Here is a 16,833-nt window from a genome sequence, read left to right as displayed (position 1 = left end):
TCGCCAGATAAACACCATAATAACGTTTGTTTAGCAAATATATATGAATCTGTAATTAATCCTGTTCAATTTTTATATTCAAATCAAATTTCATAGATTCTCTATTCTTTTAAAGGAGTGCTGCAGATTCAAATAGAACATATACAACAAAATACATATTGTAACTTGATATGTAGAGGGTTAATTTGCATACTACTTTTTTAGTCTTTTAGTTATAGTTATCATCAAAATAGCCAAAAACAAACTTATATAATAAAGATCTCAGTTTAAAACCGTCTTTCAATGCGTTACTACACCAAAAACATCTAATCTTCCAATCTCATTTCTTTTATCAGCTATTTGTTTATAAAAAACATTGAAATCGTTGTTATAAAGGGGTTTAACGCATTAATAACGCCTAGCGTTCACATAATATCAAACACCGAAATAACACCTTTATAACGTTTATTCGGCTAACCATTTTAACTATTCAAGTATGTATAAGTCATATTCGTAATTAATCTTATTTGCTTTCTAATTTTCTCCCTCCTGATTAAAATGTATACCTCATTCCACTAGATATCCCTTGGATTCCCAAAATATATCATCAATAGTCTATCCGTAAACCATAGAAACAACATGATATTTTAAAAGGCATCTTCGACAAACGTATTCCTCCCACCAACAACGCCTTTTATATTATATAGATATTTTATAGATATTTAAAAGATATCTAATACATAGCTAAAAATACAAAAGATCAGAAATATCTCGAAGTAACCCAACACATCTCAATTTATCATCTAATTTATATTTATTTTATATCTATTTTATATATTAATTATATTTTTTGTTCATAAACCTTATAAAACCCTTGTTGTTAAAGGTTTTATAGGTTATAATATATTTATTAGATATAAATTAGAAATAAATTTCATAGAGGTGATGTATAATGGCAAGTTTAAAAGGTAAAACTCTTCATATAGACATAGAAGGTGATATTGGGAACGATTCATTTAAAGGTTACATCAATGGTGAATACATAAAAATGAAAAATGTATATCAAAGTGTTTACTCAATGCCTAATGTTACAGAGACAAACATACAAAAAAACGTAGTTAATTTAGTAGATAATATGTTCGTGAATATTGCTAGTAAATCAATTCGAAGATCCGGGATGTATTTCATTGGAAATCGTGCGATGTTAACAGGTAAAAACCCTAAAAACATGAACATTAAAGTCGGTCAAAAATACAATGATGATTTACCACTAATTAATATGCTGGGATTAATCGCAAACAAATCAGTTCAACTTGAATGGGAACGAACAGAACAACTGCCACAATCAATCAATGTGACTGTTGACCTTATTTCAGCTATCCCAGCAAGCCAATGGACACCCGTAAACGCTAAACATTTAGAACAGCGTTTTACTAATTCAAATCATGTTGTAGTGGTTTATGTAGGAGAAGAGCAGGTAACGGTTAGCTTAACATTTAATAGTGCAAACATTACACAAGAGGGTGTTCCTCCGTTATTTGCAATTCTTGAAGGGGAAGAGGAGATGTTTACTGATTTCACTAAACTATATGCAAAAAAACTTGAAATCAAAAAAATTGACGGCGCCTTCTTTAAAAACAAAAAGATTTTACATTCTGATATTGGAGATGGAACAACTGAGTATATCTATACAGTTGGCGTGAACCCAGTAATTGATGCTTGTAGCGGTGAAAGACGTGGTGTCGGTCATGCTACAGAAGAAGCTGTAAAATTATTAAATCAAGAACGTGGCACAAACATTAAACGCCAACAATTCTCTCAAATTCTTCAAGATATAGATCATAAATACCATGAAGAGGCAACAACCCACTTTAATATTACAAAAGTGGAACAAGCTGAACTAATCCTAGAAGATACAGATGAAAAATATGTAAACAATACAGCCAGTGAAGCTGAAGTTTTATGTGTGTATGGTGGGGGAAGTATTACTTTTAAAGATGAATTATATAATCAATTATTAGAGTATTGTGAGCGAGTTGGAATGTACTTATTGTGGATTCCAGAGAAATACGCTGTAGATATGAATGCTAAGGGGATGCAAATTATCAAGAAAATTCTTTCTCGAAAAAAGGTGAAATAGTATGTCCGACAAAAAAAGAGAATCCTTCTTCTGGAACCTCAAGAAGATTGAGAATGAAGAATTCTTTAAATGGTTCGAGTCACAAAGCAATATAGCCGATTCTTTGTATAAACTTGTTTGCTATTTTATTGATAAACACGGATTACAAGACGTGGCTGATTATAAGATACAGCAACAAATGCAAAAAGAAATTTTACTTCAAGATAAAGACTTTTTAAATGATGTTAAGCGTATACTTTTAAATAATTCAAACCTTACTATTCAAAAAGAAAGCCAAGCAATTGAAGAAGAGGTAGCTGATTCAAATAGAATAATCTCATCTAATGAAAAGAATTCTACTTCTAAAGATACACATATAGAAAATGAATCAACAACTGAAAAAGCAGTACTAAAAGATGAATATGAAGATCTTGATACGGCCAATTTATTTGGTAACTAGCGTTATTACTCCATGATAAAAAAGAGTCCCTATTTTAGGGACTCTTTTTTATCATGGAGTTAAGCTTTTTCTACATCTTATCGATAATAATTTGTCTTTTATACCACTGATTTAATTTATCTTTAGCTGTGCCTGAAAGGCGTTTTGTTTTCTTATTATAAAACCTAGAAAGGGTAGGTTGTGATATACCTATTTCTTTTGAAAGTTCTCGCATTGTAATATTTTTATTCATATGGAAGAATGATATTTTTTCTCTAATTGAATTTTCATAATCATCAACATCTAAAGTGTTATTTTCTATTTTCACTGGAGAATCTTCTTGTATGATCTCTACTGTTTTTTTCTTCGCTATTTTTTCTATTGAATTCATTAATTCTTTCGGCGGTAAAATTATTATACCTAACTGAGCATAATAGTTCTTAAACCAATTCTTCTTTGTTAACATTTCCTCTTTTAAATCTTCACTGTACTCCCAATGTGATATTACCTTTTCCTTCTCTAAATCAATAAGAACATTTTCTAACTGTTCACGGATACGATTTGGCTTTTGATTTTGATTTATACCCATGACAGCCAGTAATCCCTTATCTCCTCCTATAGAGTAAGGCCTTTTTAAACTAGAGAACATTTGACGAATTCTCCACTGCCAAGTTAAATAACGAATCAACCTCTTATGATATTTATGTCTATAACTATTATATTCTAACGCTTTTTTTGATAAAAGTGCCGTTGTACTACTAGAACCATATAAATAACTTGATAAGAAGCTCCCTGGCTTAATCCTGCAAGATTCTATCCCCATATATTCGTTAGTGTTAGTATCTCTCCAGAGTACCACAGAATCTAATACAAAAAGCCTCTTAATAACTTCTCGCTTTACTTCATAATGTTTACCTGCTTCAGCTCGATCATTTAATACAACTACCTCATTATCATCATTTAAATAGATAAAAATACTTGCTAAGGCAGCAATACGTTTAGCAACCTTTATTTTATCTTCTGCTCGATAATATTCTGTGTTATTTGCCTTTGCCTTAGGTATGCTACACATTTCTAATACCTGATTATATGAAAAGTCTATGAATTCATCAGGAGACTTTGCCTCATTTAACCATTGGATAGTAATTGCATCTAGACAGTCAGCAGTTAAATCATCCATATTACTCATTACACCATCAACCAATGTATTCCAACGAGCGGCTTCTTCAATATTTATTAATCTTAAATCTTCATCTTTATGTGAAGAAAGTTGTGCAACTCCACTACTATCTTTCGTTTCAATTGGATAAGATTTCAACTTTGTATTTTCATCTTCTTCAAATTGATTCTTTGCTATACCATCTCTTAATTTATAATAAACCGCAGAATTATTTACTTCATAATAATTATCGTGCTCTAAACCTGTATTAGATTCCTTTGGTTCCTGCAAGGTTTCATTGTTAGCTCTTGAAAACTCTTGCTCCACAAATAATCCTATCGCCACATCAATTTCAATTTGGTAAGTTTCTATGTTAGTGAATATTTCCAAAGAGGAGATTCCCTTTTTTTGCTGCTGTTCAAGCCACTGTACAAGCATTGAAAATGATGGGGAAAAATAGTCCGAAGTTACGATCCTACTAGTATCTTCTTTAACTTCTAAGTAATAAGCATTCCATTTATACCACAATTGTTCATTATGTTTATAGATAGGTGCTGATATTACTAATGCATCTTTAAACAATTGTAGAACATTATCCATATACATCCTTCTCCTTATTTAATTTACAATTGAGAATGATTTAAACTTAAATCTATATAGCCTTATGATGTTCCTATTCATGAAAATAAAAAAGAATACAGTAAGTTCTATCCAACCATCCCTTAGTGATAATTTAGCACGTATGCTTATAACCACTTCTTTTACTGATTATACAAGACTGTATCCATTTGGAAAAGGTAAGACGTTATAAGAAACCTAATATTTTTCAAGGAATTAGCTGAAACATGAAATTCTTTTGCGATATCATGTCCCTTTTGATTAAACATGAAAAAGCAAGATTATTCATGTTTTAAAAGTTTCATTGCATATATGGTAATACTCCTTAAAGTTTGCATACAAAGTGAAAATTTATAGCGGTATCATGTCCCTTTTGACTAAAACATGAAAAAATCCAGTCTTAAATGTTCCATGAAATTAAACTATATATTTTTTCCGTAATCTTTTCTACCCTTGATATAAAAGGGTTTCTTCTATATTCAAGGTATGAAACAAGAAAATTTATAGCGGTATCATGTCCCTTTCGTGTTTAATAAATCTTCTTAAATCCCTTATATACCATGCATTTATACAACATCTCCTCAAATTTCAGGGAATTATAGAACATGAAAATTCATAGCGGTATCATGTCCCTTTCTATCTGAAAAGATGAATCACTCCTAGCGGTATCGCGTCCCTTTTATAGATAACAAATTTCATATAAACCCCTTTAACATCAATGTTTATTAACGATTTTCATGCGAATTGTAATAAATAGAAATATGAAAATCCACAGCCCTATCATGTCCCTTATGTTTTTACGAAAATAAGCTTCCAATCCCATTAGAACAACGTTTATTAGCAATTTACAACTCATTTTCTAGTTTATTCGGAACATGAAAATCCATAGTGATATCATGTCCATAAAAAAAATAGAACAAAACCTGAAACTCCTTGATATGAAAGGGATTAACGTACATTTCATTTTTTCATGTTTGCTCTTAAAGGGACCCATTTCATCAAATTTTGATTTGCTATAATTAAAATCGGGATATTTTATATTGTACGGATATGTATATTTTAATTTGTATAGGAGGTGAAAAAGATGAGCAAATCATTTGTTATTCGTAATCAACGTAGTCTAAATGGACAATCTACTAATGCGGTTATAGTTACATTAAAATCTTGGCAAGCACTTGTTGATGCATTGGAAGGAAAATACTATAGCTATAAAGATACATACCTTGAAGATATTATTAATCAAATGTCGTATGAAGAACGTATTGCGGATATCGATGGATTTGTTGCACAGGCAAAACCATCTTTTTCACGTCATACTATTTCAAAGACAATGGGAAGAAAACATAAATTGTACGGTATTACAAATGCAGATCTTGAAGTATTCCTTTATCTACATAAAAAATGCTATACGAATGGTATTATTCCAAACGTAACAGTACATATGCTTTGGGAAGACTATAAACAATACAAAGAAGAATTGGCATGTATACAGCATTCTCAATTCTATATTGCATTAAGAAAATTAAGCCTACATAACATTATTACGATTGAAAATGAATTAGATAGTCGATACACAATTAAAATAACTCATTTTATGAATGAAGAAACAGAAAAAGCAAATCCTTATGTTTACATTAGTCCTGTAGTCTTTACAAAGGCTTTCTTTGAACTTTCAATAGCATCTAAGAAGCTATTCTTAGATATTGCTATGCAACAGCATAGAGAAACTACATTAAAACGTTCTTTAGACAAACAGGATGAAAGAGGTAATAAGACTCACTTGGGTGGGATGTACCGCTTTCTACATAAGAAGTATCCACATCAAATTCGTGCAGTTATGAAAGAACTAACGACTGTATTGCCTTGTACAGGAACTCCACTATTCAAAATCTGTAAACTACAAAAAGGGGTTCAAAACAAGAAAAAATACACGACTTTATTTTTATCTATTCATTCAGACTTCTTATGTGGAAAAGAATCAGGCGAACTACAGTATCGTGATCCTTTTACTCCAAAGGTTACGTATGCCCGTAAAGCTCGATTTATTGAATCTACACTACAAGAAATGCATATTGGTGAATTTACACGAGACATGAATAAATTTATTCATGTACTTAAAAATACCTGTCATCGACAAATTCGTAGTGTAATACATAGTTTGCGTGACATGATTGATCGCACTGAAAAATATCCAAGTAAGTTAGTATATACACTGAAAAAATTATTGAATCAAACATCACAGTATCATATTCTTGATACCGCAGCTAAAGAAGGGGTTTATCCTCTTATTACACAGCACGTACCCGCAAAACAAAAAGAACAAGCTATATTTGATTTCGGATTGCATTTCTCTATGTACTCTCGCCGAAGCATCAAGAAGCTGTTCCGTAAAACATTTGAGTTATTAAAGAACAAATTTGCCGTACCTGTTACAGAGGAATCTTACCGTCGTAATTATCTAAGATATCAAGAAGAAACATTATTTAGAAAATACGCTTATGAACAAGGTGCAAATCTAAATGCTTATATGGCTTTAGAAATAGAAATGCGTGAACTTCTAAAAATAAAAGGACATAAGGAACGCTTTATTCCTAGCGATGTACGTGAATTGTTCATTGAAAAGATAGATAAATTACCAAAAGAAAAGCTAAGGGTAATTGAAGTACCTGATAGCATAAATTTAATTACCTTTATACGTGCCTTGGAAAAGCTGATACGTACTGGAATTCAAGTAACATCAACTGAACAGGTATTAAAAGTAATGGAAGAAATGTAATCATTTTCAGCTCTCTATATTTGAAAAAAAATCAAAGTAGAGGGCTATTCGTGTTGGCTCTATCATTCAAAATCTTTCTATTAGATACATTTATATACTTTTCTAAAAGATTCTATTGAAAATAGAGTCTTTTTTTATGCACTTCTATACAATAAAAGTTATTCATCCTTCTTAATTTCCACAATAGTAACTTGAAAAGGTATCCAATACCTATATAAATAGAGATTTTACTCTACATAAAATCATAAGAAAAATTAAATTTTTAGTAGATATGTTTATAAAAAGTATCATTTGTGAATAAAAATATCATACTATCGTTGCTATATAAGGGTTCTATAAGTAAATCTACTAAAATTCATCAAGTTTTATGTGATTAAATATGAATAACTGAATTAAGTGGATTAAATTATGATCATTGTGTATAGATTGTGTACAAATAACTACAAATTGGGGACAACTATCAAGAATATCTTCTTATTTACGGTTGAATAAATATACTTATCAGTGAATTATTTTTCTTCATTTTTTATGTAGGAATAGTGGTATTATTTTATGATTTTATGTAGAAAGGATGGTACAACAAAGTCTATTTTTACACTCCCATTACATACCATTTATGATTTTTTACAGTAGGGCATGTTAAAAACATTGTCATAGCAAGCTTTATTCTATATTTTATGAACCTATAAAAGTTTTATCTTTATATTTTTAATATATATAAGATATATATTTATATAAGATTTTAAGAAAAGGGGGAATATTTTAGAGAGGATGGGGACAAACAAAATATTTTTAAATAAAAAAATAATTTATATTATATATACTAATGTTTTCAAAATTTATTAATAAAAATTTCTAACTACTATACACATAAAATACTACTAGATAAATTACATATAAGTGTTAAGTGTCTTCTTTAGTAGAGTTATCACAACAAAGAGATTTACATACTATAACAAATTAATAGTCCTTTACAAGAAGATGAATTACTGTTGCTTTAGGAAATTAATAGTTATAAACTTATAGGCAAAGTCGAGATCCTAGCTATAAGTTTGTAAAAATAGAGTATAAATTTATTATACTTTATTAAATTTTTTATACATGAATAGGAGTGATATTTATGCAACTAAAAAATGTAACACCTATGGGATTAAATGATGAGGTATTCAAAACAATTATTAATAAAACTGAAAATACATTTCCATCATTTTTTTTCATTAATCCGTCAGGTAATGTTGTCATACCAAAATATTTGAACAAGGATATATGTATGTATGCAGTTTTCGGTGAAACAATGGTTATAATTGATAATGAAATTGAGATATTAAGGCATCAACAAATATTGTATTTTAATGCTGAGGTGTATATTGAATTGAGAAATAATACAACTGAGAATGTAATTGTATATATTGATGGTGTAAATAAGTAATTATTGATTAGAATTATTATAAATATTTGTGAAACACTTCACAAAAAATACACAATAAAAAATAGTCATTTCATGTATAGTAGGAGTAGTTGAAAATTTCATATTATTATTTGTGAAATACTTCACATGATTTAAGGCTTTACTTAATAGGCAAGATGAAAACAATAAGTTCCAACATTTTAAATCTATTTTTATAGTGATCTGGAGGCTTTAATATGACAAACAAGACAGATGAAAAAGAAGTACAAGCAATGGTCAACGTAGTAATTAAAGATGAAAATGATGTACAAGAAGTTGTTAATACTTTAGTTGAAAATGGAAAAGAAGCACTAAAAGCACTAGAATCTTATACGCAAGAGCAAGTAGATCATATTGTTCATGAAATGGCACTATCTGGATTAGATCAACATATGCCATTAGCAAAGATGGCGGTTGAGGAAACTGGTCGAGGTGTGTATGAGGATAAATGTACAAAGAACATATTTGCGACTGAATATATTTGGCATAGCATAAAAAAAGATAAGACTGTAGGAATTATTCATGAAGATCCACATGAAGAAGTCATCGAAATTGCCGAACCAGTAGGTGTAGTTGCTGGTGTGACACCAGTAACGAATCCTACTTCAACAACTATGTTTAAAGCAATTATTGCAATGAAAACACGAAATCCAATTATTTTCGCTTTTCATCCATCTGCTCAGCAATGCTCTGTTGCAGCGGCTAAAATTTTAAGAGATGCTGCAATTAGGGCAGGGGCACCGGAGAATTGCATTCAATGGATCGAAAAACCTTCTGTTGAGGCAACAAAAAGATTAATGAACCATGAGGGGGTTGCACTTGTTCTTGCAACCGGGGGTGCTGGAATGGTGAAATCAGCATATTCTACAGGGAAACCGGCCTTAGGAGTAGGACCTGGGAATGTACCTTGTTATTTAGAGAAATCAGCACATGTAAAACGAGCTGTAAATGATTTAATTTTATCAAAAACATTTGATAATGGTATGATTTGTGCTTCTGAGCAAGCAATCATTGTAGATAAAGAAATCTATAATGGTGTAAAAAAAGAAATGCAAGACAACAACTGTTATTTTGTTACAGAAGAAGAGAGAATAAAATTAGAGAAGCTTGTTATTAATGAAAATACATGTGCAGTAAATAGTGATATCGTTGGGAAATCAGCACATTATATTGCATCATTAGTAAGCATTAAGGTACCAGAAGATACAAAAATACTTGTAGCTGAAATTAAGGGAGTGGGTGCAGAATATCCACTATCACGTGAAAAATTGAGCCCAGTATTAGCTTGTATCAAAGCAAATTCACAAGAAGAAGGATTTAAATATTGTGAAGAAATGTTAAATTTAGGTGGCTTAGGGCATTCAGCGGTTATTCATTCTACAAATAAAGAAGTACAAAAACAATTTGGTTTAAGAATGAAAGCTTGTCGCCTTATTGTAAATTCACCATCAGCACAAGGTGGGATTGGTGATATATATAACGCATTTATTCCATCTTTAACATTAGGTTGTGGATCATACGGTAAAAATTCTGTTTCTCAAAACGTAACAGCTACACATTTAATAAATGTAAAGCGTTTGGCGAATAGAAAAAATAATATGCAATGGTTCAAATTACCACCTAAGGTTTTTTTTGAAAAACATGCGACACAATATTTAGCTAAGATGCCAAACATTTCACGAGCATTCATTGTAACGGATCCAGGAATGGTAGAACTGGGATATGTGGACACAGTTACACATTACTTACAACAGCATTTAAATGATGTAAAAGTAGGTGTTTTCTCAGAGGTAGAACCAGATCCATCAGATGAAACAGTATTCAAGGGTGCTGAGATGATGAGAAGCTTCAAACCTGATGTAATTATTGCATTGGGCGGAGGTTCAGCAATGGATGCAGCAAAAGGAATGTGGCTATTTTATGAATATCCAGAAACAAAATTCTTTGGAATCAAACAAAAGTTTTTAGATATTAGAAAACGTACATGTAAATTTCCAACACTAGGGCAAAAAGCACAATTTGTTGCGATTCCAACAACATCAGGAACAGGGTCAGAAGTGACACCATTCGCGGTTATTACAGATAAAAAAAATAATATAAAATATCCACTTGCTGATTATGAATTAACACCAGATGTAGCGATTATTGATCCACAGTTTGTAATGACAGTGCCACCTCATGTAACAGCAGACACTGGAATGGATGTATTAACACATGCAATTGAAGCATACGTGTCTATTATGGCAAATGACTATACAGATGGATTGGCCTTAAAAGCCATTGATCTAGTATTTAAATATTTACCGAGAGCATATAAAAATGGAAATGATGAAGAAGCACGTGAGAAAATGCATAATGCTTCTGCAATTGCAGGTATGGCTTTTGCAAATGCATTTCTTGGTATTAATCATAGTTTGGCACATAAGCTTGGACCAGAATTTCACATTCCACATGGACGCGCTAACGCAATCTTAATGCCGCATGTAATTCGCTATAATGCTATTAAGCCGAGAAAACATGCATTGTTCCCAAAATATGAGCATTTTGTGGCAGATGAACGTTATGCATATATTGCAAGAACATTGGGGCTGCCAGCAAGTACAGTAGAAGAAGGGGTAGAATCTCTGGTACAAGCAATTAGCAGCCTTGGAAAAGAATTGAATATTAATATGAGTATTGCAGGACAAGGAGTAAAACAAGAAGCATTTGAAAATGTTGTGGATGTCTTATCGGAAAGAGCATTTGAAGATCAATGTACACCAGCAAATCCGAAACTTCCATTGATTTCAGAATTAAAAGAAGTATATAAACAAGCATATAAAGGTCTGTAATAAGTTAAATAGGTATAACTTTTTAAATTCATAGATTTTGTATTTGATATTTGTAAATAAATTGTATATGGGTGTTAAGGGGAAATATATATTATAAACAGCTGTATTTTAAATAGAGCATCTAACAAAAATGCTGCCTAGATGACCTGTATGTAGGTAAGATGAGAGTGTACAAAAACTATGTCTAATTATAAGAAGTTAAATCAAGTAATTGAAAAAAAAGAGGAATTAATATCGCTTGTTAAGCAGTATGGATTCACTCATGAAAAGGTAATTTGTTATAGTAGAGAATTAGATTTATTATTATATAATTTGATGAAATCTAATAGAAATAATAAGTAAATCTAATTTATATAAAAAAGATATAAAATATAAATTTTTAAGATGTTTTTAAAATAAAAAGCGCTCTCCTGCTTATAGGTGAGTGCTTTTTCATCTATTTTGGTGAGGATTTTTTAATTGCTAAAAACTTATGCGTGATAAATCTCACAACATAAATGCACATATAATTTTACAATATAGTATGTAAGTTGATGGGAGGCTTTTTTTTGATAAATCGTGATTATAATGAAAACCCATTTATTGTAATATGGGAGTTAACAAGAGCATGTGAATTAAAATGTCTACATTGTCGTGCTGAAGCTCAGCATTATCGCAATCCTTTTGAGTTAACATTAGAAGAAGGAAAAAAACTAATTGATGATATATATGAAATGGATAATCCGATGCTGGTTTTTACTGGTGGGGATCCATTAATGCGTTCGGATATATATGATATTGCTGAATACGCGGTGAAGAAAGGTATTCGGGTTTCCATGACACCCAGTGCTACTCCAAAAGTTACTAAAGAAGCGATTAAAAAAGCAAAAGATGTTGGGATTGCTAGATGGGCATTTAGTATAGATGGACCAACAGCTGAAGTACACGATCATTTTAGAGGAACAGAGGGGTCATTTAAATTAACAATGGATGCAATTCATCATTTAAATGAATTAAAAATCCCTATTCAAGTCAATACAGTTGTTTCTAATTATAATTTGAGTGTACTTAAAGATATGGCAAATTTAGTAGAAGAATTAGGTTGTGTGTTGTGGAGTGTATTTTTCTTAGTCCCAACAGGACGTGGTAAAGAGAAAGATATGATTTCACCAATTCAACATGAAAGAGTGTTCCGCTGGCTATACCAGCTAAGCAGAACTGTTTCTTTTGATATAAAAACTACTGCTGCTCAGCACTATAGACGCGTTGTTCTTCAAGAAAAAATGAAGGGAATTAAAAAAATAGATCAAATTATTCAATATAGAGATGTACTGATGGAAGGGATCATGGACGGAATTAATGGATTTGGACGCGCTCCAAAAGGAGTAAATGATGGAAATGGAGTTGTATTTATTTCTCATATTGGAGATGTATACCCAAGTGGGCTATTACCTATTAAAACCGGGAATATTAAATCAACACCGATAGCTGAAATTTATCGAAACTCGCCTGTTTTTCAAAGTCTTCGTAATCCAGACAATTATAAAGGAAAATGCGGTGTTTGTGAGTTTCGATATGTTTGTGGGGGATCTCGTTCTAGGGCATTTGCGATGACGGGGGATTACATGGAAAGCGAACCTTTTTGTGTATATGTTCCAAAAGCATTGCAAAAAAAATGTTAGAATTGAGCATGTCCTTTTTTATAATTTTTTTTATTGTATATTTCCAATATTTATGAGCAGATACTTTCTGCTCATAAATATTGGATTAGTGATGACTAATAATCGAAAAAGAGCAAGGAAATTATATTTATTTTAGGCGTATAATACGTTGATTTGAGCTTCCGCGAAATGGAAGAGTCAAATCTCTTTTTTTGATTTCAAATCTTCCATCAACTAAAACATCTCCATAATGTAACAGCTCAATCATATCTTTATTTTGTGAATTTTGTATCTCTTCTAGTGTATAGCCAGTGTAAATCCAAAGATTTTTGTTTAAACTTTTTACAGCTTTTGCAACTTCTTTGACCTCGATAGCTTGAAAAAATGGGTCACCACCTGAAAATGTTACATCAGTTAGAGGGTTTTTGGAAATTTCTTTTATAATTTCTTTCACACTCATCTCGGTACCATTATAAAGATTCCATGATTTTGGGTTATGGCAACCTAAACAATGATGCGGACAACCTGCAAAAAACACAACTGTCCGTAACCCTTCACCATCTACTACACTATCATGAATAATATTCATTACCTTCATTTATGTTTCACACGATCTGCTTCTTCACTACGCTTTGCATTGTTCCATTTTGACATGTCCCCCACAAGATATCCAGTAATACGGCGAATTCTTTCAATATGATGATCTTCTATATTTCCACAGCTAGGGCACTCATTTTCAATAACTCCATTATAGTTACAACATTTACAACGATCCACAGGATGATTAATTGAACCATATCCTACTTCATACTGTGCCATTGCTTGAACAATCTGTTTTAAAGCCAGTTGATTATGTACTGCTGCTCCATCTAGTTCAATATACGTAATATGCCCACCGTTGCAAAGAGCATGAAACGGTCCTTCTAAACGTATTTTATTAATTGCTTGAATAGGATAATAAACTGGAATATGAAATGAATTTGTATAGTAGTCATGATCGGTTACACCTGTAATAGTTCCAAATTCAGCACGATCCTTTTTGATAAACTTCCCTGATAGTCCCTCGGCAGGAGTTGCAATTAAGGTGAAATTCAAGCAATGCTCTTCTGTTGCTTGGTCCATCTTTTTTCTCATAAAGGTAACAATTTCTTTTCCAAGTCGCCATGAATCAGTATCTTCCCCATGGTGTTTTCCTGTTAGGGCAACCAGGCATTCCGCAAGTCCAATAAAACCAAGGCTCAATGTTCCTTGCTTTAAAATCTCAGTAACTGAATCTTCTGGTTGAAGTTTTTCTCCATTTCGCCAAATCCCTTGTGAATATAGGAATTGAAAATCTCTTGCTTTTTTTGTACATTGATATGAATATCTTTCTAGCAATTGACGAATGCCAAGTTTGATATAATAATTTAACGATTTGAAAAATCCCTCTTTTGAATCATTGACTAAAGCCAGTTTTACTAGATTAATAGATGTAAATGATAAATTTCCTCTGCCAATTGCTGTCTCCTCACCATGAATATTAGACATCACACGAGTACGACACCCCATATAACATACTTCACTTTCTGGGTGCCCATTATAATACGCTGCATTAAATGGCGCATCTAAAAATGAAAAGTTAGGGAACAATCGCTTCGCTGTTGTTTCTAGTGCAAGTTCAAATAAATCATAATTTGGATCTTTTTCTTCAAAATTTACGCCTTTTTTTAACTTGAAAATTTGAATGGGAAAAATAGGCGTTTCGCTTTTTCCTAATCCCGCTTGTGTTGCCTGTAGTAATTGTTTAATTAATAGCCTTCCTTCCCTTGATGTGTCCGTTCCATAATTAATTGAAATAAATGGAACTTGTCCACCACCACGGCTATGCATACTATTGGAATTATGAATGAATGCTTCACATGCTTGATATGTATCGTTTTCTGTTTCTTTCCATGCAAACACTTCGATTTGTTCCTTTGTTAACGGATAGTCTATTAACTTTTTCTTATTTTTTTCAAATGTTTTTCTCACATAGGGTGCTAAATCTATATCAAACATGGCAAGAGATTGCCCACCATGCTGCATATTTTGATTAGCTTGAAGAATAATAGACGAGAGTGCTAATGCACTTTTAATATCTTGTGGTTGTCTCATATGGCCATGTCCAGTGTGGAACCCTTTTTTCAGCAATTGTGCTAAAGGGATTTGTGAGCATGTGGTTGTTCCTGTTGCATAAAAATCTAAATCGTGTGGATATAAAATGTTTTGATTAATAGCTTCTTTTACTTGTTTAGAAAGCAAATGTTCTCTTACATAAAGTTTTGCGCTCTCTGATGCAAACGTTCCCATCATTCCCATTGGAGATCGACCATCAACATTTGCATTTTCTTGCATTAAGTCTTGATCGTTACTTTTTATAATTTTATCAAAAGTTGTCCATAAAGTATTCTTTTGCTGTTTTACATTGTCTGAGGTGTTCATCAAACCCACTCCTATTCAATATATAGTGATTAACTTTGATAAATGATACTATATATAGTCTATTTCTGCAATGGTACTAATAAATGAAGTATGTGATTTTTTCTTTTTAGAAGAGACTAAATTTAGAAGTTTATCGTAATATTTTGCTCATAAAAAAATGAAAAGATATAGAATGATTCAATTATTTATAAATAAAAATTCTTTTATTTTAGGTTCAAAGAGTGAGGGTATCAACAGAGAGTAAAAACACACTGAAAAATGTTTTATTTTTATAAAATAAAAGTTATAAAAATAGAATGCAGTGATTTCACTCACAGTATTTTTTAGAAACATAGTTTATCTTATAAGAGAAGAGTGAGTATGAGAAATTCATCATATTTTACTATTTGGGATGAGCATTCCCTAAATTGGTGGAGTATGATTACCAGTGGGGGGGATTCTCTCACTGGTAAAGTTTTTTATCTATAAATTTAATGATATATATGCTACTTATTATCATTCTTACGTAACATTTTGATAAAAAATTAAATGTGAGGTGTGGAAGAATGAAATTAATTATTCCAAAGCAGCATGGAGCCTGGGGAATGCTGCTTATTCCATTTGTTTTAGGTATTTTAACTGGTAAATGGACATGGTATCATATACCTCTTTTTTTAGCGTGGTTTTTTGTGTATTTAGCTACATATCCCTTATTAATGTATGTAAAACAGCCGCGAAAGAAGTATTATTTATATTATTTTTTTCTTTACTTTGGTGAGGCTTGTATATGTACAGCTATTGCTCTTAGTTATGAATGGCGTATAGTTTACTTTTCTATTATTATGCTCCCGTTTTTTTGTATAAACATTTATTTTTCTAGCAAAAAAAATGAACGAGCCTTATTAAATGATGTATGTGCAATTCTTTTGTTTTGTATAGGGGGCATTATAAGTTATTACTTCACAATGAAAACAGTCGATAAAAATATATTGATAATAGCGACTATAACATTTTTATATTTTATAGGAAGTACGTTTTATGTAAAAACAATGATACGTGAAAAAAAGAATCCAACGTATCGCATTCTGTCATGGTGGTACCATTTATCACTTGTAATTGTTACGCTTATTTTATCACCAACGATTACCATTATTTTCATCCCAAGTTTGATACGGTCTATAGTACTGTATGGAAGGAATATTTCAATCTTAAAGGTGGGGATTTTAGAGAGTATAAATGCTATTTACGTTTTTATTACAACAATAATAGTATTTAAATATTTTGTCTCGTAAAGACTAATAATGATTCATATTATTTATGTTATATTCATATATTAATTAGTTTGGATTAATTGTTGTATTAATGTTTTCTCCAATCCTGGATGTA

12 protein-coding genes are annotated in these 16,833 nt (G+C 31.3%); 9 read left to right on the top strand and 3 right to left on the bottom strand.

Annotated elements, in window-relative coordinates:
• Positions 1–931: 931 nt before the first annotated feature.
• The gene (locus tag ASE54_RS15455; protein ID WP_000157617.1) at positions 932–2,119 is read left to right on the top strand and encodes a ParM/StbA family protein; all 1,188 of its coding nucleotides are present in this window, start codon (positions 932–934) and stop codon (positions 2,117–2,119) included.
• Between the two features lies 1 nt (position 2,120).
• Complete coding sequence (locus tag ASE54_RS15450) at positions 2,121–2,558, top strand: hypothetical protein (RefSeq protein WP_001280891.1); 438 nt, start codon at positions 2,121–2,123, stop codon at positions 2,556–2,558.
• Positions 2,559–2,628: 70 nt separating this feature from the next.
• On the opposite strand, the gene ASE54_RS15445 is transcribed toward ASE54_RS15450, so the two are convergent.
• A complete protein-coding gene (locus ASE54_RS15445) occupies positions 2,629–4,296 on the bottom strand; it encodes a helix-turn-helix transcriptional regulator (protein ID WP_000370966.1) in 1,668 nt (555 codons plus the stop codon).
• Between the two features lie 79 nt (positions 4,297–4,375).
• Between ASE54_RS15445 and ASE54_RS37385 the strand changes: the two genes are divergently transcribed.
• The 6 genes from ASE54_RS37385 to ASE54_RS15425 all read left to right on the top strand — a co-directional run bounded on the left by ASE54_RS37385 (position 4,376) and on the right by ASE54_RS15425 (position 13,029).
• Positions 4,376–4,507 carry a hypothetical protein gene (locus tag ASE54_RS37385; RefSeq protein WP_003310549.1) on the top strand — a complete coding sequence of 44 codons (132 nt, stop codon included), beginning with the start codon at positions 4,376–4,378 and terminating at the stop codon, positions 4,505–4,507.
• Positions 4,508–5,398: 891 nt separating this feature from the next.
• Positions 5,399–7,090, top strand: a complete 1,692-nt coding sequence (locus tag ASE54_RS15440) for a hypothetical protein (RefSeq protein ID WP_000045391.1) — start codon at positions 5,399–5,401, stop codon at positions 7,088–7,090.
• Between the two features lie 1,120 nt (positions 7,091–8,210).
• Positions 8,211–8,519, top strand: coding sequence for a hypothetical protein (locus tag ASE54_RS15435; protein WP_001176240.1), 309 nt, complete (start codon positions 8,211–8,213; stop codon positions 8,517–8,519).
• A gap of 251 nt (positions 8,520–8,770) precedes the next feature.
• Positions 8,771–11,368: a bifunctional acetaldehyde-CoA/alcohol dehydrogenase gene (adhE, locus tag ASE54_RS15430; RefSeq protein ID WP_043320332.1), complete on the top strand. Its 2,598-nt coding sequence runs from the start codon at positions 8,771–8,773 to the stop codon at positions 11,366–11,368.
• Positions 11,369–11,548: 180 nt separating this feature from the next.
• Positions 11,549–11,710, top strand: a complete 162-nt coding sequence (locus ASE54_RS34400; RefSeq protein ID WP_003261537.1) for an aspartyl-phosphate phosphatase Spo0E family protein — start codon at positions 11,549–11,551, stop codon at positions 11,708–11,710.
• Between the two features lie 206 nt (positions 11,711–11,916).
• Positions 11,917–13,029: a TIGR04053 family radical SAM/SPASM domain-containing protein gene (locus ASE54_RS15425; RefSeq protein ID WP_000610348.1), complete on the top strand. Its 1,113-nt coding sequence runs from the start codon at positions 11,917–11,919 to the stop codon at positions 13,027–13,029.
• 127 nt (positions 13,030–13,156) lie between these two features.
• On the opposite strand, the gene nrdG is transcribed toward ASE54_RS15425, so the two are convergent.
• Together nrdG and ASE54_RS15415 are read right to left on the bottom strand one after the other, a co-directional pair.
• The gene (gene nrdG, locus ASE54_RS15420) at positions 13,157–13,606 is read right to left on the bottom strand and encodes an anaerobic ribonucleoside-triphosphate reductase activating protein (RefSeq protein ID WP_000867049.1); all 450 of its coding nucleotides are present in this window, start codon (positions 13,604–13,606) and stop codon (positions 13,157–13,159) included.
• Complete coding sequence (locus tag ASE54_RS15415) at positions 13,603–15,468, bottom strand: anaerobic ribonucleoside triphosphate reductase (protein WP_001097636.1); 1,866 nt, start codon at positions 15,466–15,468, stop codon at positions 13,603–13,605. The genes nrdG and ASE54_RS15415 overlap by 4 nt, the downstream gene beginning before the upstream one ends.
• Before the next feature lie 545 nt (positions 15,469–16,013).
• On the opposite strand from ASE54_RS15415, the gene ASE54_RS15410 reads away from it, so the two are divergent.
• On the top strand, positions 16,014–16,739 hold the full coding sequence (locus tag ASE54_RS15410; RefSeq protein WP_000766864.1) for a YwiC-like family protein: 726 nt from the start codon (positions 16,014–16,016) through the stop codon (positions 16,737–16,739).
• Positions 16,740–16,833 lie beyond the last annotated feature (94 nt).

The organism is Bacillus sp. Root131, from assembly GCF_001429475.1.
Lineage (GTDB): Bacteria > Bacillota > Bacilli > Bacillales > Bacillaceae_G > Bacillus_A > Bacillus_A thuringiensis_S.
This window is presented reverse-complemented; position numbering and strand designations above follow the sequence as displayed.

Coding starts and splice junctions, on each gene's coding strand:
- ASE54_RS15455 (WP_000157617.1), top strand. CDS start 932: ATGGCAAGTTTAAAAGGTAAAACTCTTCATATAGACATAGAAGGTGAT.
- ASE54_RS15450 (WP_001280891.1), top strand. CDS start 2,121: ATGTCCGACAAAAAAAGAGAATCCTTCTTCTGGAACCTCAAGAAGATT.
- ASE54_RS15445 (WP_000370966.1), bottom strand. CDS start 4,296: ATGGATAATGTTCTACAATTGTTTAAAGATGCATTAGTAATATCAGCA.
- ASE54_RS37385 (WP_003310549.1), top strand. CDS start 4,376: ATGAAAATAAAAAAGAATACAGTAAGTTCTATCCAACCATCCCTTAGT.
- ASE54_RS15440 (WP_000045391.1), top strand. CDS start 5,399: ATGAGCAAATCATTTGTTATTCGTAATCAACGTAGTCTAAATGGACAA.
- ASE54_RS15435 (WP_001176240.1), top strand. CDS start 8,211: ATGCAACTAAAAAATGTAACACCTATGGGATTAAATGATGAGGTATTC.
- adhE (WP_043320332.1), top strand. CDS start 8,771: ATGGTCAACGTAGTAATTAAAGATGAAAATGATGTACAAGAAGTTGTT.
- ASE54_RS34400 (WP_003261537.1), top strand. CDS start 11,549: ATGTCTAATTATAAGAAGTTAAATCAAGTAATTGAAAAAAAAGAGGAA.
- nrdG (WP_000867049.1), bottom strand. CDS start 13,606: ATGAAGGTAATGAATATTATTCATGATAGTGTAGTAGATGGTGAAGGG.
- ASE54_RS15415 (WP_001097636.1), bottom strand. CDS start 15,468: ATGAACACCTCAGACAATGTAAAACAGCAAAAGAATACTTTATGGACA.
- ASE54_RS15410 (WP_000766864.1), top strand. CDS start 16,014: ATGAAATTAATTATTCCAAAGCAGCATGGAGCCTGGGGAATGCTGCTT.